The organism is Rhodococcus sp. BP-241 (assembly GCF_019836145.1).
In the GTDB taxonomy this organism is placed as follows: Bacteria; Actinomycetota; Actinomycetes; order Mycobacteriales; family Mycobacteriaceae; genus Rhodococcoides.
In genome coordinates this window covers 15,814-36,326 of record NZ_JABUEI010000018.1, presented here as the reverse complement: position 1 = coordinate 36,326, position 20,513 = coordinate 15,814, and the positions used below count along the sequence as shown (strand labels likewise).

Annotated in this window: 16 protein-coding genes; 7 read left to right on the top strand and 9 right to left on the bottom strand. The window is 68.9% G+C overall.

Translation table 11 applies throughout. From position 1 onward, the window contains the following. The first annotated feature begins 2 nt into the window (after positions 1-2). Together HQ308_RS21965 and HQ308_RS21960 are read left to right on the top strand one after the other, a co-directional pair. Entirely contained in the window at positions 3-815 is an 813-nt protein-coding gene (locus HQ308_RS21965) for an FAD binding domain-containing protein (protein WP_222647923.1), read from the top strand. Beyond that, positions 812-3,514, top strand: a complete 2,703-nt coding sequence (locus HQ308_RS21960) for a molybdopterin-dependent oxidoreductase (protein ID WP_222647922.1) — start codon at positions 812-814, stop codon at positions 3,512-3,514. Before HQ308_RS21965 ends, HQ308_RS21960 begins: the two co-directional genes overlap by 4 nt. Here HQ308_RS21960 and HQ308_RS21955 read toward each other — a convergent pair. The 3 genes from HQ308_RS21955 to HQ308_RS21945 all read right to left on the bottom strand — a co-directional run bounded on the left by HQ308_RS21955 (position 3,502) and on the right by HQ308_RS21945 (position 5,935). After that, positions 3,502-3,966 carry an Lrp/AsnC family transcriptional regulator gene (locus tag HQ308_RS21955; RefSeq protein ID WP_027503691.1) on the bottom strand — a complete coding sequence of 155 codons (465 nt, stop codon included), beginning with the start codon at positions 3,964-3,966 and terminating at the stop codon, positions 3,502-3,504. The genes HQ308_RS21960 and HQ308_RS21955 overlap by 13 nt on opposite strands. 34 nt (positions 3,967-4,000) lie before the next feature. Further along, the gene (locus HQ308_RS21950) at positions 4,001-4,711 is read right to left on the bottom strand and encodes a CPBP family intramembrane glutamic endopeptidase (RefSeq protein ID WP_056447710.1); all 711 of its coding nucleotides are present in this window, start codon (positions 4,709-4,711) and stop codon (positions 4,001-4,003) included. A 69-nt stretch (positions 4,712-4,780) separates the two neighbouring features. Beyond that, entirely contained in the window at positions 4,781-5,935 is a 1,155-nt protein-coding gene (locus tag HQ308_RS21945; protein WP_222647921.1) for an NAD(P)H-binding protein, read from the bottom strand. A gap of 71 nt (positions 5,936-6,006) precedes the next feature. Here HQ308_RS21945 and HQ308_RS21940 point away from each other — a divergent pair, with 71 nt between their 5' ends. The 3 genes from HQ308_RS21940 (at position 6,007) to HQ308_RS21930 (ending at position 12,089) form a co-directional block, all read left to right on the top strand. Next, entirely contained in the window at positions 6,007-6,609 is a 603-nt protein-coding gene (locus HQ308_RS21940) for a ribulose 1,5-bisphosphate carboxylase large subunit (RefSeq protein ID WP_222647920.1), read from the top strand. Between the two features lie 137 nt (positions 6,610-6,746). Beyond that, positions 6,747-11,306 carry an ATP-dependent helicase gene (locus tag HQ308_RS21935; protein WP_222647919.1) on the top strand — a complete coding sequence of 1,520 codons (4,560 nt, stop codon included), beginning with the start codon at positions 6,747-6,749 and terminating at the stop codon, positions 11,304-11,306. 3 nt (positions 11,307-11,309) lie between these two features. Continuing rightward, a complete protein-coding gene (locus HQ308_RS21930) occupies positions 11,310-12,089 on the top strand; it encodes a DNA-formamidopyrimidine glycosylase family protein (protein WP_222647918.1) in 780 nt (259 codons plus the stop codon). A gap of 13 nt (positions 12,090-12,102) precedes the next feature. Here the strand turns inward: HQ308_RS21930 and HQ308_RS21925 are convergent, their stop codons facing one another. The 3 genes from HQ308_RS21925 to HQ308_RS21915 are packed head-to-tail and all read right to left on the bottom strand — an operon-like array spanning position 12,103 to position 15,680. After that, entirely contained in the window at positions 12,103-12,756 is a 654-nt protein-coding gene (locus tag HQ308_RS21925) for a PadR family transcriptional regulator (RefSeq protein ID WP_222647917.1), read from the bottom strand. A 36-nt stretch (positions 12,757-12,792) separates the two neighbouring features. Next, positions 12,793-14,100, bottom strand: coding sequence for a serine hydrolase (locus HQ308_RS21920; protein ID WP_222647916.1), 1,308 nt, complete (start codon positions 14,098-14,100; stop codon positions 12,793-12,795). Then, positions 14,097-15,680, bottom strand: a complete 1,584-nt coding sequence (locus HQ308_RS21915) for a serine hydrolase (protein ID WP_222647915.1) — start codon at positions 15,678-15,680, stop codon at positions 14,097-14,099. Before HQ308_RS21915 ends, HQ308_RS21920 begins: the two co-directional genes overlap by 4 nt. Positions 15,681-15,864: 184 nt before the next feature. Here HQ308_RS21915 and HQ308_RS21910 point away from each other — a divergent pair, with 184 nt between their 5' ends. Continuing rightward, positions 15,865-16,080 (top strand): DUF2945 domain-containing protein, encoded by a 216-nt coding sequence (locus HQ308_RS21910; protein ID WP_027503699.1) that lies wholly within the window; start codon positions 15,865-15,867, stop codon positions 16,078-16,080. A gap of 5 nt (positions 16,081-16,085) precedes the next feature. On the opposite strand, the gene HQ308_RS21905 is transcribed toward HQ308_RS21910, so the two are convergent. The 3 genes from HQ308_RS21905 to HQ308_RS21895 form a co-directional block, all read right to left on the bottom strand. After that, on the bottom strand, positions 16,086-17,054 hold the full coding sequence (locus HQ308_RS21905; RefSeq protein WP_222647914.1) for a diguanylate cyclase: 969 nt from the start codon (positions 17,052-17,054) through the stop codon (positions 16,086-16,088). Between the two features lie 46 nt (positions 17,055-17,100). Next, on the bottom strand, positions 17,101-18,288 hold the full coding sequence (locus HQ308_RS21900) for a PLP-dependent aminotransferase family protein (protein WP_222647913.1): 1,188 nt from the start codon (positions 18,286-18,288) through the stop codon (positions 17,101-17,103). 176 nt (positions 18,289-18,464) lie between these two features. Beyond that, the gene (locus HQ308_RS21895) at positions 18,465-19,868 is read right to left on the bottom strand and encodes an NAD(P)H-quinone dehydrogenase (protein ID WP_222647912.1); all 1,404 of its coding nucleotides are present in this window, start codon (positions 19,866-19,868) and stop codon (positions 18,465-18,467) included. A 161-nt stretch (positions 19,869-20,029) separates the two neighbouring features. On the opposite strand from HQ308_RS21895, the gene HQ308_RS21890 reads away from it, so the two are divergent. Next, positions 20,030-20,497: a gamma-glutamylcyclotransferase gene (locus HQ308_RS21890; RefSeq protein WP_027503702.1), complete on the top strand. Its 468-nt coding sequence runs from the start codon at positions 20,030-20,032 to the stop codon at positions 20,495-20,497. The last annotated feature ends 16 nt before the right edge of the window (positions 20,498-20,513 follow it).

Here is a 20,513-nt window from a genome sequence, read left to right as displayed (position 1 = left end):
CCGTGGACCTGAACACCGTGCGCGAGGTCGTCCGGGCTCGTACGCGGGGCGATCTCTCGGTCATCGACGGCGGCACCGCCGTGGTGGCAGGTGGGACGTGGGTCTTCTCGGAACCGCAGGTGGGGGTGCACCGACTGGTCGATCTGACGGACCTCGGCTGGGAACCCGTCGTCGTCGGTGAGGGGCTCGAGATCGCCGCGACGTGCACCGTGGACACGCTGCGTCGGATGTCGTGGCCGCCGCGGTGGCCGGACCTCGAGTCGCTGGTGGCCCTCTGCTCCGACGCGTTGCTCGCGTCGTTCAAGGTGCAGCAGTTCGCCACGGTCGGTGGGAACATCGCCCTCGGACTTCCCGCGGGATCCATGACCTCACTGTGTTCGGCGCTCGACGGCGTCGCGGTGATCTGGACCCCCGACGGTCACGAGCGGCGCGTACCCGTCGCCACGCTGGTCACCGGACCCCGACGCACGTCGCTCGCACCGGGCGAGGTGATACGCAGCATCGAGATCGACGACGCCGTTCTGCGCTCCCGATTCGCCTGCCGCAGAATGTCCTTGGCACCTCGCGGGCGCTCCGGCGCCGTCGTGATCGGTCGCCGGGACGCCGACGGATCGTGCGTCCTCACCGTCACCGCGTCGACGCGCCGCCCGCACCAGCTGCCACTCGAGGCAGTGCCGCACGCCGAGGAGGCGGCCGCGCTGCTCGACGCCGCGATACCCGCCGACCAGTGGTACGACGACGTGCACGGAGCGCCGGACTGGCGACGCCACGTGAGCAACGTGCTGGCACAGCAGATCTGCGAGGAGCTGTCATGAGAGTGGGAGTCAACGGGGAGACCGTGGAGATGTCGCCGCGACCGGGCCAGTGCCTGCGCACGGCCCTGCGCGACATCGGACGGTTCGAGGTGAAAAAGGGGTGCGACGCGGGCGACTGCGGCGCGTGCTCGGTGCTGCTGGACGGTGCCGCCGTCCAGTCGTGCATCGTTCCGGCCTACCGCGCCGAAGGTCGGGAGGTCACCACGGTGGCCGGGCTGGGCACGCCGGACGACCTGCATCCGATGCAGCAGCAATTCGTCGACGCCGCCGGATTCCAGTGCGGCTTCTGCACGGCCGGCATGATCGTCACCGCCGCCGCCCTCACCGACGAGCAGACCGAGGATCTGGACACCTCGCTCAAGGGAAACCTGTGTCGCTGCACCGGGTATCGGGCGATCACCGACGCGGTCACGGGTGTGCGCACCATCGAGAAGTCCACCGAGGGACCGGCGTGCGGACGCTCCGTCGCCGCGCCGGCCAGCGCTCGCGTCGTCACGGGAACGGAGCCCTACACGCTCGACGTCGCGATGCCGGGTCTACTGCATCTGTCGGTGCTGGGGAGCCCCCACGCCCGTGCGCGCATCGTCTCGATCGACACGTCGGCCGCGCTGGCCGTCGAGGGCGTGGTCGCGGTGCTCACCCACGAGGACGCGCCGCCCGTCGCCTTCTCCACCGCACGCCACGAGTCACGGGACGACGATCCCGACGACACACTCGTTCTGGATCGCGAGCTCCGCTACGTCGGGCAGCGGGTGGCGGCCGTGATCGCCGAATCGGTGGCCGCCGCGGAGGAGGGCAGACGGCGCCTCCTCGTCGAGTACGAGGTGCTGCCCGCCGTGCTGCATCCCGCGGACGCGCTCGCACCGGGAGCCCCGATCGTCCACGCCGGCAAGGGTCCCGAGGCCAGGATCGCGGACGTCGAGCGCAATGTCGTGGCCGAGGTGAGCGGTACGACCGGCGACGTCCAGGCGGGCCTGGCGGCCGCGGACGCCGTGGTGACCGGAACGTGGCGCACCGCCCGCGTGCAGCACACTCACCTCGAGACGCACGGTGCGATCGCCTGGTTCGCCGAGGACGGGCGCCTGACCGTCCGCACGAGCTCGCAGGTCCCGTTCCTCGTACGGGACGAGCTGTGTCACATCTTCGACCTCGATCCGGACACCGTGCGGGTGTTCACGACGCGGGTCGGTGGCGGGTTCGGCGCCAAACAGGAGATGCTCACCGAGGATCTCGTGACGCTCGCCGCTCTGACGGTGCGTCGACCGGTACAGCTCGAGTTCTCCCGTGCCGACCAGTTCACCGTCGCGCCCTGTCGGCATCCCATGGAGGTGTCGGTCACCGCAGCCGCCACGGCCGACGGCACGCTCACCGCGCTGACCCTCGACGTGCTGAGCGATGCAGGCGCCTATGGCAACCACAGTCCCGGTGTGCTGCACCATTCCACCGACTCGATCGCCCTCTACCGCTGCGCGGCCAAGCGCGTCGAGGCGAGAGCGGTGTACACGAACACGATTCCGTCCGGCGCGTTCCGCGGATACGGTGTCGGGCAAACCGGTTTCGCCGTCGAGTCGGCGCTCGACGAGTTGGCGCGCCGATTGCACATCGATCCAATCGAGTTCCGGCGTCGCAACGTCGTCGTGCCAGGTGATCCGTTCGTCGCCGCGCACGTCCTCGACGGCGACCTCCTGTTCGGCAGTTACGGACTCGACCAGTGCCTCGATCTCGTGGACGAGGCACTCGCCGAGCCCGGATCGCCGGCGCCCGACGGATGGCAGGTGGGCGTCGGCGTGGCCATCGGCATGAATGCCACCGTGCCGCCGCGCGGCCACGTCTCCGACGCGTCGATCACCGCTCTGCCCGGAGCGCGCTACCTGGTGCGCGTCGGCACCGCCGAGTTCGGTAACGGCACCACGACGGTGCACGGTCAGATCGCGGCGTCGATCCTGAACACGACCGTCGACCGCATCGAGATCGCACAGTCCGACACCGACGTCACCTCCCACGACACGGGCGCCTTCGGGTCGGCGGGCACGGTGGTCGCCGGCAAGGCTGTCGCACTCGCCGCGGAGTCGTTGCGCGAGCGCATCATCGGTGCCGCATCGAGCCTGACCGGATCGCTGCCGACGCAGGGCGTGCTCGGTCCGGAGGGCGTCACGGTGGACGGCGCACTGTGCTCCCTCGACGAGATCGTCGCGGCCCACGACGGACCGTTGGCGGCGGACGGGTACCACGGCGGATCGCCTCGCTCGGTGGTGTTCAACGTCCACGGGTTTCGGGTCGCGGTCGACCCCGGGAGCGGCCGCGTCGCGATCCTGGACTCCGTGCAGGCCGTCGACGCCGGCACGGTGATGAATCCGGTGCAGTGCCGTGGGCAGGTGGAAGGTGGTGTGGCGCAAGCGCTGGGCGCGGCGCTGTACGAGGAGATGCGGCTCGACGAGACGGGGCACGTGACCACAGCGTCGCTACGGAACTACCACATCCCGCAACTCGCCGACGTTCCGACGACCCGAGTGTTGTTCGCGGACACCTACGACGCGCTCGGGCCGCTGGGTGCCAAGTCGATGAGCGAGTCTCCGTACAACCCCGTCGCACCGGCGTTGGCCAATGCCGTCACGGACGCCGTCGGCGTGCGGCCGCACGCACTGCCGATGTCGGCGGACCGCGTCTGGAGAATGCTGCAGCGCGATCAGGAGTCGTAGAAGGTCTGCAGAATGATGGTGCTGCGGGTCTGCACGTTGGCAGTGGTCCGGATCTGCTGCAGGAGTCGCTCGAGATCCCGCGGTGACGCGACGCGGACCAGCAGCACATAGCTGTCCTCCCCCGCCACGGAATGGCACGCCTGCACCTCGGGCAGCGGCCGCAGACGCGCGGGCGCGTCGTCGGGCGCCGTCGGATCCAAGGGGGTGATGGCCACGAACGCCGACAGTGGCTGGCCGATGGCCTCCCGATCGACGCGCGCGGTGTATCCGAGGATCACCCCGGACGACTCGAGCCTGCGCACTCGTGACTGCACGGCCGAGACCGAGAGGCCCGCCCGCTCCGCGAGGTGAGCGAGAGTCGCGCGGCCGTCGGTGATCAGTTCCTCCACCAGCACGCGATCGGTGGCGTCCAGATCGTCCGAGCGGACGGACTTGCCTCGTGCACCGGTCATGGGCGCTACGATGCCACGTCCCGATCGGGCAGCGTCAGGCGAACAGTGGTGGCATGGCGAAGACCATGACCGTCGACCACGCGACGTGCGTCAGGATCGGCGCGAGAATGCCGCCGGACGCCCGGCGTTCGAGTCCCAGCACGAAACCGAGGGTGATGGCGGCGAAGCCGAGCATCGGGTTGCCCGTGGCCAGAGTGGCGATGGTGTAGACGATCGTCGAGATGACGACCGGCCGCTTCACGCCGATGGCCGAGAACAGAGCGCCGCGGAAGAAGATCTCCTCGGCGACCCCGTTGAACAGCGTGATGAAGACGATGAGCGCGAGCGGTCCGACGCGGGCGTGATCGAGGACGTTGGCCGTGAAGTCCCGCAGCGGCGGGATCTCCCGCACGACCAGTGCGCCGAGGATGAACACGCCACCCGCGGCCAGACCGATCGCGATCGGCGTGATGATCGGCCGCCGCAGGGTCCCGCGGAAGTTGATGCGACCGAGGTGCAGTGGCCCGGACAGGAACCCACCGACGATCCACACCAGGGCCAGAGCGATGGTCAGCGTGTAGAACATGGGGTCGCCGGGCTCGGTCGACAGCGACACTCCCAGCAGCGTCGCGCCCACGACGAGCACGACCGCCACGATGATGCGCCGCCGTAGGAAGGCGCGATCGGTCTCGTGATGGTCGCGGTCGACCTTGTCCACCAGCGCGTTGCGCACGATGGATTCGGCCCTCATCTGCCAGGACACCATGAAGTACTCCTCCGGCTCGTCGAACCTGTCGGTCGTGTCGGAACTTGCGGTCTGTGAACGAGAGACCGACTAGAACTTCAGAAGAGACCGTACCCGGGACGAGACCGCGGCAACCACGTCCAGATTGGTCCGGACGACCGGAGCGACGGGCCACGAGTAGAGCACCGCGCCGATGCCGAGTGCCTCGGCGAGCTTCCACCCGTCCTCGCTCAGCAGTTCGGCGCCGCGGCGGCGAATGCTGCGGACGTCGCCGCCGGTCCACTCCGCGTCCGAGGACACCAGGCGCAGCGAGTCGGGCGTCGTGGCCAGGCCGCGGGTGGCGCTCGCGCCGAGCAGGCTTCGGCGCATGGCGTCGTCGACGTCGGTGAGACCGCCCTCGGGCTCGGGGACGAACTCCGAGATGCGGTTCTCCGAGGCGGTCATCGAGTTCACGAGAGACTGCACCAGGTCGTCGGCGAGCAGTCCCGGAACCGGGATCAGTCGGCCGATCACGAGAGCCGCGAGCTTGGTCGGGATGCCCGGGGTGGGCACACCCAGACGATGCAGCTCGGCGGCGCGGACGTAGGCGAAGACGAGGTCCTTGTACGGAAGGATCTCGGGGCCCGCGATGTCGTACGCGTCGGCGGGCACGTCGGGTGACGCGCACGCGAGGAGATAGTGCACGACGTCGTCGACGGCGATCGGCTGCACCGGCTTGCTCAACCAGCTCGGGAGCGGCAGCACAGGCAGCCGGTCCGCGAGGTACCGGATCATCTCGAAGGACGTCGATCCGGCGCCGATGACGATGGCGGCGCGCAGCCACACCACCTCGATGCCGTCGATGGTGAGCGCCTCGCCCACCTCGGCGCGGCTCGCGAGGTGCTCGGACAGCTTCTCGCCCTCGGGGACGAAGCCACCGAGGTAGACGATGCGGCGGACACCCGCGGCGCGTGCCGCCTCGGCGAAGTGCCGGGCGGACGCGAGGTCGGTGGCCCGGTAGCCGGATTCCCCGATGGCGTGCACCAGGTAGTACGCGACGTCGATGTCCTGCGCGGACAGCGCCGCGGCGCACGAGTCGGCGTCGGTCACGTCGAGTCGCACCGCCCGCACGTCGTCGTGCCAGTCGAAGGCGGTCAGCCTCTCCGGCGTGCGCGAGCCCACGACGACGCTCTCGTCGGCCGACACGAGCGCGTCGACGAGGCGAGAACCGATGTAGCCGCTGGCCCCGGTCACGAAAGCAGTCATGTTCTCGACATTACGGGTGCGGTGCGCTCGCATACCGCCGCGTGAGGGGCGTCACCGTGCAGACTGTGCTCATGGCCGACGTGGATCGACACCGAGCACCCGACAACGATCTGTCGGTGCGTACCGTCCGGCTGCCCGTACCGTCACTCGGCAACATGCTCGGACTCGCCCGCGGGACCGTTCTCTGGTCGCTCGACACCGTCGCGTTCGTCGCTCAGCTGCCCCGGCGGATCGACGACCTGTTCGTTCGTGTCGACGAGGTCATCGCCGCGATCGAGCGCATCACCGACCAGGCCCAGACGGTCATCGACAAGGTCTCGGCCACCACCGAGGACGCGCAGGGCGTCATCGTCGGAGCGGAGTCCGCCTCGTCCAAGGCGCTGGCGATGATCTCCGAGCTCGAACCCATCACCGCGCGCGCGATCCCGCTGGGCCGCACCTTCGTGGACAACTTCTCCGAGGCCGAGGTGGAGGCGGCGGTGAAGCTCGTGGACCAGCTGCCGGAGCTGGTGCAGCGGATGGAGGGCATCATGCCGATCCTCGCGACGCTCGACACGGTCTCCCCCGAGATCCACGAACTGCTCGAGGTGACCAAGGACGTGCGCAAGGCCGTCATCGGCATCCCGGGTTTCAAGTTCTTCCGCAATCGCGGCGAGGAACGCCTGCACGACTGATCGTCGCGCCGCCACACCTCGCGAGTACGTCCAGAGTGCTGTGATCCCGGCCTTCTCAGCGACATTATCGACGTACTCGCGGGGGGTGGGGACGCGCATCCGGCGACCGTGTCAGGGGGTCCGTGCACTATGGAGAGGTGAAGAACCCTCCCACTCCGGCACCGGAGGACGTGCTCGCGCGATTCACGGCTCCGACGCGGGCGTGGTTCGACGGCGCCTTCCCCGCGCCCACCGCCGCTCAGCTCGGCGCGTGGGACTCCATCTCCAGCGGCGCGCACACCCTCGTCGTCGCCCCGACCGGCTCCGGCAAGACCCTGTCCGCGTTCCTGTGGGCGCTGGACAAGCTGGTCAGCCGTGATCCCGAGGACACGGCACCCGGCACCCGCGTGTTGTACGTCTCTCCGCTCAAGGCGCTCGCGGTGGACGTCGAGCGCAACCTCCGCGCACCGTTGGTCGGCATCACCCAGACGGCCAAGTTGCAGGGGGTCGCGCCGCCGGAGATCTCGGTGGGCGTGCGGTCCGGCGACACCAGCCCCGCCGACCGTCGGCTGATGCTCAAGACCCCGCCGGACATCCTCATCACGACACCGGAATCGTTGTTCCTGATGCTGACGTCCGCGGCACGCGAATCCCTCGAACGCGTCGACACCGTCATCGTCGACGAGGTGCATGCCGTCGCCGGCACCAAGCGCGGCGCGCACCTGGCGCTGTCGCTGGAGCGTCTCGACGCGAGGTTGGACAAGCCCGCTCAGCGCATCGGGCTCTCCGCCACCGTCCGTCCACACGAGGAGGTGGGACGCTTCCTCACCGGGTCCGCACCCATCAGCATCGTGTGCCCGCCGTCGCCGAAGACGTTCGACCTCTCGGTGCGCGTTCCGGTGGAGGACATGACGGAACTCGGCACCACCGAGCCGCAGGAGGGGTCGGCCTCCGCCGCTCCGCAGCAGGGGTCCATCTGGCCGCATGTCGAGGCGCAGATCGTCGACCTCGTCCTGGAGCACCGGTCGTCCATCGTCTTCGCCAATTCTCGACGGCTCTCGGAGCGACTCACCGCGCGCCTCAACGAGATCTACGCCGAACGCCTCGGTGACGGTGCCCCCGTCGATCACGCGCCGCCGTCCCAGATCGGCGCGTCCGGGGACGTCGTCCACGGCGCCGAGCCGCTGCTGGCCCGCGCACACCACGGCAGCGTGAGCAAGGATCAGCGCGCGCTCATCGAGGACGACCTGAAGTCCGGCCGACTGAAGTGCGTCGTCGCCACCAGCAGCCTCGAACTCGGTATCGACATGGGCGCAGTCGATCTGGTGGTGCAGGTCGAGGCGCCGCCGTCCGTGGCCAGCGGTCTGCAGCGTGTCGGTCGCGCCGGCCACCAGGTCGGCGAGATCTCCCGCGGCGTGCTGTTCCCGAAGCACCGCACCGACCTGATCCACTGCGCCGTGACCGTGCAGCGGATGACCGAAGGGCACATCGAGGCGCTGAAGGTGCCGGCCAATCCCCTGGACATCCTCGCCCAGCACACGGTCGCCGCGTGCGCCCTCGAACCGATCGACGCCGACGAGTGGTTCGACATGGTCAGGCGCACCGGCAATTTCGGGTCGCTGCCCCGGTCCGCCTACGAGTCCACACTGGACCTGCTGTCGGGAAAGTACCCGTCGGACGAGTTCGCCGAGCTACGACCACGATTGGTGTGGGACCGTGACGGCGGGTCGCTCACCGGTCGCCCCGGCGCCCAGCGCCTGGCGGTCACCTCGGGCGGCGCCATCCCCGACCGCGGACTGTTCGGCGTCTTCATGGTCGGCGAGAAGGCCAGCCGCGTCGGCGAACTGGACGAGGAGATGGTCTACGAGTCGCGCGTCGGAGACGTCTTCGCCCTCGGTGCCACCAGTTGGCGCATCGAGGAGATCACCCACGATCGGGTTCTCGTCAGCCCGGCCTACGGGCAGCCCGGCCGACTGCCGTTCTGGCACGGCGACGGACTCGGTCGCCCGGCCGAACTGGGCGAGGCACTGGGCGCGTTCCTGCGCGAGTCGTCGGACGACGACGCGCTGCGCGGCCGGCTGCAGGAGAGCGGGCTCGACGTCAACGCGGTGAACAACCTGTCCGCGCTGCTCACCGAGCAGCGCACGGCGACGGGCCACATGCCCACCGATCGCACGTTGGTGGTCGAGCGGTTCCGCGACGAGCTGGGCGACTGGCGTCTGGTGCTGCACTCCCCGTACGGCCAGCAGGTGCACGCACCGTGGGCCCTGGCCATCGGCGCGCGCCTCATCGAGCGGTACGGCATCGACTCGCAGCCCACGGCATCGGACGACGGCATCATCGTGCGCCTCCCGGACACCGACGACGAGCCGCCGGGCCCGGACCTGTTCGTCTTCGAGAAGGACGAGATCACCGACATCGTCACCGAGCAGGTCGGTGGCTCCGCCCTGTTCGCGTCGCGGTTCCGTGAATGTGCCGCGCGCGCACTGCTTCTGCCCCGCCGCAATCCGGGCAAGCGAGCGCCGCTCTGGCAGCAGCGTCAACGCGCCGCGCAGCTTCTCGACGTGGCCAAGAAGTACCCCACGTTCCCCATCCTGCTCGAGACGGTGCGCGAGTGCCTGCAGGACGTGTACGACCTGCCCGCACTCGAGGACCTGTGCGTGCGGATCGCACGCCGCCAGATCCGCATCGTCGACGTCGAGACCGACTCCCCGTCACCGTTCGCCACCTCGTTGCTCTTCAGCTACGTCGGCCAGTTCATGTACGAGGGCGACTCTCCGCTGGCCGAACGTCGCGCCGCTGCACTGTCTCTCGACGCCTCGCTGCTGGCGGAGCTGCTCGGACGCGTCGAACTGCGCGACCTGCTCGACGGCGACGTCGTCACCGACACCGAGCTCGAACTGCAGCGCCTCGTCGACGACCGCAAGGCACGTGACGCGGAGGGCGTGGCCGATCTGCTGCGCCTGCTCGGCCCGCTCACGACGGCGGAGATCGAGGCACGCATCGAGTCGCCCGGCTCCGCAGCGCAGTGGGCGGGCGAGCTCACCGCGGCGCGCCGCGCCCTCGAGGTCTCGTTCGCCGGGTCGCAGTGGTGGGTCGCCATCGAGGACGCCAGCAGGCTGCGTGATGCGCTGGGTGTCCCGTTGCCCATCGGCACCCCGGCGGCGTTCATCGAGCCGGTCGAGGATCCGCTCGGGGACCTCGTGAGCCGCTACGCGCGCACCCACGGTCCGTTCTCGGTCGCGGACGTCGCCGGCCGCTTCGGCATCGGGTCGGCGGTCGCCCGTGACGTGCTGCTGCGCCTCGTCGCCCAGAAGCGGGTGGTGGAAGGTGAATTCCGGCCCGGCGGTTCCGGCAGTGAGTGGTGTGACGCCGAGGTGCTGCGCAGGCTCCGCCGGCGTTCGCTCGCCGCCGCACGCCAGGACGTCGAACCCGTGTCCACCGGTGTCCTCGGCCGCTTCCTTCCGCGTTGGCAGCACGTCGGTGGCACCCTGCGTGGGCTCGACGGTGTGGCGACGGTCGTCGACCAGCTCGCCGGCGTCCCGGCTCCTGCCTCGGCCTGGGAGTCGCTGATCCTGCCCCAGCGTGTCCGGGACTACTCCCCCGCGATGCTCGACGAGCTCACCGCCACCGGCGAAGTGGTGTGGTCCGGCCACGGCGCGATCTCCTCGAAGGACGGGTGGATCTGCCTCCATCCCGCCGACGCCGCCCCGGTGACGCTGCCGCCTGCCAAGGACGACGAACTGACGGATTTGCAGCAGACCGTGCTGCAGGTGCTCTCGGGCGGCGGCGCGTATTTCTTCCGGCAGCTGTCCGACACTGTCGGGCAACTGCATCAGACCGAGTCCGGCGCCCCGGCCGACGACACGACTCTGGTTGCGGCACTGTGGGATCTGGTGTGGACCGGGCACCTCACCAACGACACGTTCGCCCCGCTGCGAGCGCTGCTGCACGCCACCACCCGTTCGGCGCCGAGCCACCGCCCCGCGCGGCGCTCACCGCGAGCACGGTCCTACCAACGTTTCGCGCGACCGTCCCTCCCGACTCGCACGGGCCCGCCCTCCGCGGGTGGCCGGTGGGCACTGCTCCCGGAGGCGGAGTCCGACCCCACCATCCGGGCACATGCCACCTCGGACATCCTGCTCGAGCGGTACGGCGTTGTGACCCGCGGTTCCGTCATGAACGAGGGCGTCCCCGGCGGCTTCGGGGGGGTCTACAAAGTCCTGACCGGCTTCGAGGACAGCGGCCGCGCGCGACGCGGGTACTTCGTCGACTCGCTCGGCGGCGCCCAGTTCTCCACCTCGGACGTCGTCGACCGACTGCGAAGCGAGTCCGAACGGCCCGTCGGGGCCGTGGCCCTCGCCGCCACCGACCCCGCTAATCCGTACGGCGCCGCGCTGCCCTGGCCGAAGAGTCCCGTGGATGCAGCGTCGGGCCACCGCCCCGGGCGCAAGGCCGGCGCTCTCGTCGTCATGGTGGACGGCGAACTCGTGCTCTACGTCGAGCGCGGCGGCAAGACGGTGCTCACCTTCACCGAGGAGCGCGACGTTCTTGTCACCGCGGCGTCGGCGCTCGCCGCGCTGGTCACCACCCGCTCGGTGGACAAGCTGGTGATCGAACGCACCGACGGGAGCGACATCCACGGCTCCGTCTTCGCGACGATCCTCACCGAGGCGGGCTTCTCGGCGACGCCGCGTGGCCTGCGGATCAGGGCCTGATCCATGCCCGAAGGCGACACCGTCTGGCGCACGGCCAACAGTCTGCGCGACGCACTCGACGGCAAGGTCCTCACCACGTGTGATGTGCGCGTGCCGCGCTACGCCACGGTCGACTTCACCGGCGAGACAGTGGAATCTGTTCTGTCGGCGGGAAAGCATCTCGTCATCGAAGTCGGCGGCAAAGTCATTCACTCCCATCTAAAGATGGAAGGTGCGTGGCACGTCTACCAGCCGGACACACCGTGGCGACGGCCCGCCTACCAAGCGCGCATCGTGCTCGGGACGACTGACCGGGTGGCGGTCGGATTCGAACTCGGTGTCGTCGAGATACTCGATACCGTCGAGGAGGCCGTGGGATACCTCGGTCCGGATCTGCTCGGGCCCCTGTGGGATCCGGTAGTGGCCCTCGCCAATCTGGAAGCGGAACCCGACCGACCCATCGGCCTCGCCCTGCTCGACCAGCGCGTCATCGCCGGTCTCGGGAACGTCTATCGCAACGAGATCCTGTTCCTGCGCGGCGTCGATCCCCACACTCCCGTCGCCGAGGCGGGGAATCTGGCCAAGATGATCGACCTGTCCCACCGCACCATCACGGCCAACAAGAACCGCAACGCGCGCACCTTCACCGGTGATCTCCGTGCGGGCCGGCACTTCTGGGTCTACGGCCGGGAAAACAAGCCGTGCCGCCGATGCGGAACGCGCATCCGCGAGGGGCTGCTCGGCGACAACCCGCTCGAAGAGCGGCAGATCTACTGGTGCCCGAGGTGCCAACCCGCTCCGTGAACCGACTGTCCGGTCACGGCTCGTGGGACACCTCCGGTGCGCCCAGTCGCGCCGAGGTGTCGAGCATCGTCTCGGTCCGATCCCGGTGCGAGGTGGCCGGAGTCGTGGTGTCCGGCCAGTCCTCGATCTCGGCCAGCGCCCAGTCGCTCCACTCGACGATGTGCGAGAAATGTCCGACCATGAAGCGATTGGCGAGTGCCATCAGGTGCTGACGTTCCGGAAACGTCGCGACGGTGGTGTCTCGCAGCGTGACGGCGTGCCGCCCGAAGAGTCGGCGGGTGGCGTCGGCCTGCTCCCGCATCGTCCGTAGGTTGCCGCGCAGGTCCTCGATGGATCCCTGCTCGGCGAACAGCACCCGCATCATGCCCTCGAACTCCAGAGCGGACGGGCGAGACTTCTCCGCCAACCACGCCGTCAGGGCTGCGCGCCCCTCGTCGGTGATCGAGTAGACGGTGCGGGGACGCGCGCCCACGGCATCGGCCCTCGCTGACACGAGGCGGCGCTCGAGCAACTTCTTCGGCGCGTTGTAGTGCTGACGTCCCGCCCGAGGCCACAGTTCGCCCACACCACGACTGAACAGTTCCGAGATGTCGTATGCGGTGAGATCCCGCGACACCAACATGCCGAGCACGACGTACGACGTCGTGGTGAGGTCGCCCTGAGCCACCGGTTCCACCTCTGGATTTCTCCCCCGGTAACGAGCCTACTTGCCGGTGTCCTCCGCCACCTCGTCGATGTCGTCGGCTGTGTCCTCGGCGCCGGAAGACGGCCCGGACTGCTGCGGGTACAGGGCTTTCGCCAGCGACCCGGCCAACGCCGCCGCCGGTGCACTCCCGTCCGTCCCGGGCGCCATGTTCGCCCAGACCACCATGGTCAGGTCATTGACCGGGTCGTACCCCATGAAGGAGTTGTACCCGGGCATTTCGCCGATGTGTCCGAACATCGGTCCCATCTGCGCGAGCCCGTAGCCGTACCCGGCAGAGGACGGGTTGTCGGGATCGGTCGGCTGCACACTGTCCATCCGCAACGTCTGGGTGTCCGCGTCGAGCAGGTCGCCCCTGACCAGCGCCCGGACCCACGTGGCCAGATCGTTCGCCGTCGAGATGCCCTGACCGGCCGAGCTCGTCCACGACGGGTTGTCGTTCGTCGTGTCCCTCGGCTGGACCGAGCCGGCGTCGATCGCAGCGATCCGCTCCGGAGACAGCGCTTCCTTGCCCTCCCCGAGCGTCTCGACGTTGCCGCTGTAGCTGTACCCGCGGGTGAACGGCGCCGGAATGCTCGTGTCGGTGGTGGCGGGATACGACGTCCCCGCCAGCGCCAGCGGACCGAAGAGCCTGTCCTGGAAGATCCGATCGATGGGCTTGCCGTCGAGCTTCTCGGCGATCAGTCCGAGCAGCACCGTATTGGTGTTGGAGTAGCTGTAGCCCTCTCCCGGTGGGAAGTTCGGCGGGTTGCTCACCCCCAGTGCGACGAGTTCCTCGGCGGTCCACACCCGGCCGGGGTCGGTGTCGAGTGCCTCGTTGAGCTCCACGGTCTGGGTGTAGCTGTAGAGCCCACTGCGCATGTCGAGCAACTGCCCGATCGTGATGGCATCACCGTTCGGCACATCCGGCCGGAACGTGCTCACCGGATCGTCGACCGACAGCAAACCCTCCTGCACCATCTGCAGGATGACCGTGCCCGTCCATGTCTTCGTGTTCGAGCCGATCCGCACCTTCGTGTCGAGAGTCGGGGCCTCCGACCGATCGGCCGCCACCGAACCCCAGGTCTTGACGTACTCACCGTTCGGCGTGGTGATCAGCACGACCATGCCGATCTCCCGCGACATCGTGGCGACGTCCTCGACCATCGCATCGAGAGCTGCGGGATCGAGTGGCAGGAGAGCCGATTCGGTCGCTGACGACGTGGCCGGTGCCGCCCTCTCACCGCTGCTGGACGAGCAGCCCGCGACGAAGAGCAGGGCAGAGGCCGTCGCGATACCGACGGAACGGGCGACAGTGCGAACAGTCATGAGCGTGTGAACCTTCCGAGTCCCTGCTTGTCGAGGTATTCGACCGTGAACGAGGCGGGAGCACCGTTCACGATCTCGAACGTGACTCCTGTCGGTCCGACCGCGTTCTCGCCGGACGTCTCGAACCAGTAGGTGTCACCGTCGTAGTGGGTCAGGGGGTACGTCAGCCGGCCGTCTTTTCCGACGGTCAGTGTGAGCCGATCACCGTCCGCCGAGACCCGAGCCGGACCGTGGAACGGGCTGTCGAACGTTCCGACGTACTCGGTCGCGGGACGAGCAGGGGTCACCGAGGCCGGCGGTGTCGCGTAGTCGATCGGCGACGCCTCCTCCTCTGCGATCCCGTCGAAGATCCCGGCGATCAACGGTGCCCAGTCGACGGTCTGCCGACCGTTCCTCACCTGGTCCATGAACTGCGCGGCAACAGTTTCCGAGCCCCCGACCGGTGCCGAGTTGGACAGGACGACGATGCCCAGCTGTTCACTCGGCAACATGAACACGGTGGTGCTCGCCCCGAGGGCGAACGCTCCGGAATGCGACAGCTCGACACGCCCCTTGTCGTCCGTGCCCACGTTGAACCCCAACCCGTAGAACGAGTCTCGTGCGCCCTCCGTCCCGGACGCGCCCGACAGGGAGTGCGAGGTGTGCGTGTACTGCAGTGCGTCCGCGTCGACGATGCGACGCCCCTCGAACTCTCCCCCGCCGAGTTCCATGCGGATCCACTTCGTCATGTCGTCGACGGACGAACTCGCTCCGCCGGCAGGAGACTGGTTGTCGGGCTCGCGGACATACTTCGCTTCCCACTCGGTGGTCGAACCGTCGGCGAGCACGTGGTTCACCGCATGGTTGGGCGAGTTCGCCCAGTCCTCGAATCGTGACGAGGTGTCGGCCATGCCGAGGGGCTCGTAGATGCGACGACGAGACAGTTCGGGCCAGTCGGTGCCCTGCGCCTTCGCCGCGGCGTTGCCGGCGGCGGTGAACCCGAAGTTCGTGTACGCGTAGCTGTCTCGGAACGACGCCAGCGGAAGCTGGTCGAGGCGGCCCATGATGTCGTCATAGTCGTAGCCGAAGTCCTCGAGCACGTCACCGGCGTGATCGGGCAGACCCGATCGGTGGGAGAGCAGATCGACGAACGTCGCGTGCTCGCTCACGTACGGATCCGCCACCGCGAACTCCGGCTCGTACCGTCGGACAGGATCAGCCCAGTCGACCGCTCCGTCTCCGACCGAGGCAGCGATGACACTCGACGCAACCGGCTTGGACACCGACGCGAGCTGAAACCGGGTGTGGGTGTCGACAGGCTCGTCGGTACCGACCTTCCGGACACCGAATCCGCGCGAGTACAGCACCTCGTCCTGGTACACGACGGCAGCCGCGACTCCCGGCGTCCCGGTACGCGCCATCATCGCCTCGACGTACCCGTCGAGAGCGCCGACGGCCGCGTCGACGTCCGCGCGGTCGATCTGGGCGGCAGGGACGGCCGGCGGGCTGTCCGCAAGTGGCTCCGGCGACGCCTCCTCCGAGCTGCATCCCGCTGCCACCAAGGCCAGCGTCAGTACCGTCGCAGCAATTCTCGCGGCCATCTCGTCTTCCCCGTTCGACGTGCCGAGTCCCCGTCCCACGAACATGGGCTGGAGACCGATCGGTTCGAGACCCTACGCCGATACCGCACTGTGCACCATGCAACTTGCACCATCAGTGGAAGCCGGGTGTACCGGCGGCACTATCCGGGTATCAGCCCCGCATCGCGACGGAAGGACACGACACATGTCGAAGGACGAGTTCAGCAAGGGCGACAAGGTCGAGTGGAAGACGCACGGCACCACGACCGAAGGCGAGGTGGTCGAGAAGATCACCTCCGAGACCGAAGCCGGTGGGCGCACGGTCAAGGCGTCGAAGGACGACCCGCAGTACCGAGTGGAGAGTGACAAGTCCGGCAAGGACGCGGTGCACAAGCCCTCCGCGCTCGATCCGAAGGACTGACCCACTCACGCCTGCTCGTCGACGCCGGCTTTCCTCCGCTTCACCTGGTAGAGGTCGGCGTCGGCGCGTGCGAGAACGTCCGACGCCGGCTCGCCGGGGAACGCGGACGACGCGCACCCGACGCTGACGTGGGGGAAGGCAGCGGCGGTCGCGTCGACGAAGGCACGGCTCACGGTCGGAGACGCTCCGTGCACGAGTGCCGCGAACTCGTCGCCGCCCAGTCTCGCGATCACCGTCCCCGGTGGTGCCAGAGCGGACCACGAGCGAGCAAGTGAGATCAACAATCGGTCGCCCGCGGGATGACCGGACGTGTCGTTGATGGCTTTGAAGCCATCGACGTCCAGCGCGACGACGGTGATCGACGACGTCGTCACCACGCTGACGGCCATCTCCCACCCCGCCCGGTTCCGCACACCGGTGAGCGGGTCCGTGTGGGACGCGTCGATGAGCGCCCTGGTCACCGATCCGAACGCCTCGGCCGCTCCGACGATCGCGACCACGAAGACCAGGTAGCTGATGGGATACAGCGTCGCGGGGGATGCCGCCGCGGCACCACACACGGCCACCACCAGCACGACCACGAGAACGTGTGCCACCGTCCGTCCATGGAAGGCCCGGATGTACATGGCCAGGAACATCACCGCGATGAGGCACATGAACTGCGACGCGGCGAGGACGTGAAAGGCCATGACGGCGGGCGTCGCGATCAGGGCGGCGCCCGCCGCGATGCCGAGAGCGGTGCGTCCGCGCGGTCGGACCGCCAGGACGAGCAGCGCCGCCACGCCGAGGACGACAGCCACCACGCCGCCCGCCACCGGTGACGTCACCCGGTCGCCGTGCGGCAGCAGCGAGACGGTCACGCCCACTGCATACAGCGATGTCGTGACGGCCAGATACTGGCGCAGCAGGCGGGTGCGGAGTTGGGCGGTTCCGTGCCGAACACCAGGTGGCTGGACGCCGTCGACGGACCGCATGCCGACACGATGCCAGGTTCGGCGGGAGTCGGAAAACCGGAGGCGACTACCGCGCGACGTGCGCAGTGGCGAGACGTCGCACGGCCTCCCGCAGCTCGTCGTCGGTCGACGTCGCGAAGCAGACGCGCAACGCGGTACCGAGTTCGTCGCCACCGGCCGGATCGAAGGCTCGACCGGGAACGTACGCGACGCCGCGGTCCAGCGCTGCCGGCAGCAGCGCCGACGTGTCCGTGCCGTCGGTGAACTGCACCCACAGGAACATCCCGCCACGGGCCGCATCGACCTCGATCGCCGAACCGAGTTCGCTCCGCAGTGCTCCGGCCAACACCTCCGCCCGTGCCGAGTAGACCGCACGCACGTCGTCCAGATGCTGTCGCAACCATGGCTCGTCGGCGATCAGGTCCGCCGCGACCAGCTGCGTCAACGACGACCCGCACAGATCGGCGCTCTGCTTGATCCGCTCCACGGCGTCGCACACCGGTCGGGCCGCGGTGAGCCACCCGACGCGCAACGACGGTGCGAGGATCTTGGACGCCGAGCCCAGACGGATCACCCGATCGGACGCGATGGGGCCCGGCGGGGGTGCGTCGAACCACACGTCGCCGTAGGGATCGTCGTCGACGACCCAGAAGCCGTACCGTTCCGCGAGGTCGACGAGGGCGCGGCGACGCCCGACCGACAGCACTCCCCCGCGAGGATTGTGGAAGTTGCTGACGGTGTGCACGGCGCGAGGGCGCACTCCTGACTCGAGCAGCTGTGCGAGGGCATCGGTGTCGGTGCCGTCCGCATCGACCGGAACCGACTCGATACGTGCACCGACGGCCTGGAACGCTTGCAGCGCACCGGGATACACCGGTCGATCGACCACGACCACGTCGCCGGGATCGACGAGCACGGACGCGAGCAGGCTGAGCGCCTGCTGGGAGCCGTGCGTCACCACCACCGAGGTGGACGGCACCTCGTCCCGAACGAGCGCCGACTCCCGCGCCGCGATGACGTCTCGGAGCCGCCGCACCCCCGTGGTCTCCGCGTACTGCAGGGCCGCGGTGTCGCTGCTCAGTATTCGATGCGTGACCTCGCGAATGACGCTGTGCGGCATGACGTCCGACGAGGGCAGACCGCCCGCGAGGGACAGAATGTCAGGCCGCGCGGTCAGCGTGAGCAGGTCACGAATCGCCGATCCGGTGATCGCCGAGGCGCGGACGGACAGAGGTGGCAGAACAGAGGACGACATGGATTCTCCGAGCATCGTGGGACACGAGGCGTCGCGGCGCGCTCACCGGGGTGGGCTCGGAGTCGGTCGTGACGAGAACGGTGCCGCGGGTGGGGCACCGTCCTCGTAGCGTAGCGCGGCTTTTCACACAGTGGAACCACTGTCTCACAGTGTGGGATCACGGTCGAGCGAGGGTGTCAGTCCAGATCGTCGTGGCGCATGAGCTGGCGCGCCGCCTCGGTGATCGACCCCGTGAGAGACGGGTAGACCGAGAAGGTGGCGGCGAGATCGTTCACCGTCAAATTGTTCTGCACAGCGATGGCGATGGGGAGAATCAGCTCGGACGCGGTGGGAGCGACGACCACTCCGCCGATGACCACACCCGTCGCGGGACGGCAGAAGATCTTGACGAAGCCGCGACGCAGGCCGGACATCTTGGCGCGGGGATTCGTGTTCAGCGGCAGCATGACCGTGCGCGCTGGGACGTCCCCGTTGTCGATGGCGGACTGGCCGACACCCACCGTGGCGATCTCGGGTCGCGTGAACACGGCGGAGGCGACCGTCTTGAGCTTGATGGGGCTGACGCCCTCGCCCAGCGCGTGGTACATCGCGATGCGGCCCTGCATGGCGGCGACGGAGGCCAGTGGCAGCAGGCCCGTGCAGTCGCCCGCCGCGTAGATGCCGGGCACGCGGGTACGCGAGACCCGGTCCACGCGAAGGTAACCGCCGCGGTCGAGCTCGATGCCGACGCTCTCGAGGCCGAGGTTCTGCGTGTTCGGGACGGAGCCGACCGTCATCAGCGCATGCGAACCCTCGACGGTCTTGCCGTCGGACATCGTCACGACGACGCCGTCGGCGGTGCGGGTCACCGAGTCCGCGCGTGCGTTCTTGATCAACGTGACACCACGCTCGGACAGGACGTCCTCGAGCACGAGTGCCGCGTCGGCGTCCTCACCGGGAAGGACGCGGTCGCGACTGGACACGACGGTGACCTTGACGCCCATCTCGGTGTACGCGGAGACGAACTCGGCTCCGGTCACGCCGGACCCGACCACGATGAGGTGGGTGGGCAGGGAGTCGAGGTCGTAGAGCTGACGCCAGGTCAGAATGCGCTCACCGTCGGGCTCGGCACCGGGCAGAATGCGCGGGCTCGCACCGGTCGCGATGAGCACGACCTCGGCGTCGATCTCCTGCGTCGACCCGTCCGCCAGGGTGGCCTCCACCTGGTGGGCGGCCAGGCCGGGCTGCGTGTCCACCACCTTCGCCGTTCCCGACAGCACGGTCACGCCGACCGTCTGCAGACGGGCGCGGATATCGGAGGATTGAGCCTGCGCAAGGGATTTCACGCGGTTGTGGATCTGCGGCAGGTCGATGGTGGCCGAGGTCGGGTCGAGCTCGATACCGAGGTCGGACGCGCGACGCATGTCGGTGCGGATGCCGGTCGAGGCGATGAAGGTCTTGGACGGAACACAGTCCCAGAGGACGCAGGCGCCGCCCACTCCGTCGGAGTCGATGAGCGTCACCGTCCCGCCGTGCTGGGAGGCGACCAGAGCGGCCTCGTATCCGGCCGGTCCGCCTCCGATGATCACGATGCGGGTCATTCGTCCTCCGTTGCGGGTTTTCGGGAGAGTCCTGGCGAGTGAGGGTTGCTCACAGCATCAAACCTATTCCACGGGGTGCCGCGGCTGCACGTCAGGCCGAGCCCATATCGGTGGGCACCTCGATCCGCGCGAATCGGGTACGACGGTTTAGGCTGACCGCCGTGCCGATCTATGCCGCTTACGGCTCCAACATGCACCCCGAGCAGATGCTCGAGCGGTGCCCCCACTCCCCTGCGGCCGGAACCGGGTGGTTGCCGGGGTGGCGTCTGACCTTCGGCGGCGGCGACATCGGCTGGGAGGGCGCGCTCGCGACCGTCGTGGAGGACCCCGACTCGAAGGTGTTCGTCGTGCTCTACGACGTCTCACCGGAGGACGAGGAGAGCCTCGACCGGTGGGAGGGTTCCGAGCTCGGCATCCACCGCAAGATCCGCCTCCGCGTCGAGACGGACGACGAACCCGTCCTGGCGTGGCTCTACGTGCTCGACGCCTACGAGGGTGGGCTGCCCTCGGCGCGCTATCTCGGCGTCATGGCCGAGGCCGCGGAGATCGCCGGCGCCCCGGCCGACTACGTGCGCGACCTGCGCACCCGCAACAGCCGCAACGTCGGCCCCGGGACCTCGTCGCTCTGATCCTCGGGCAGCTCTG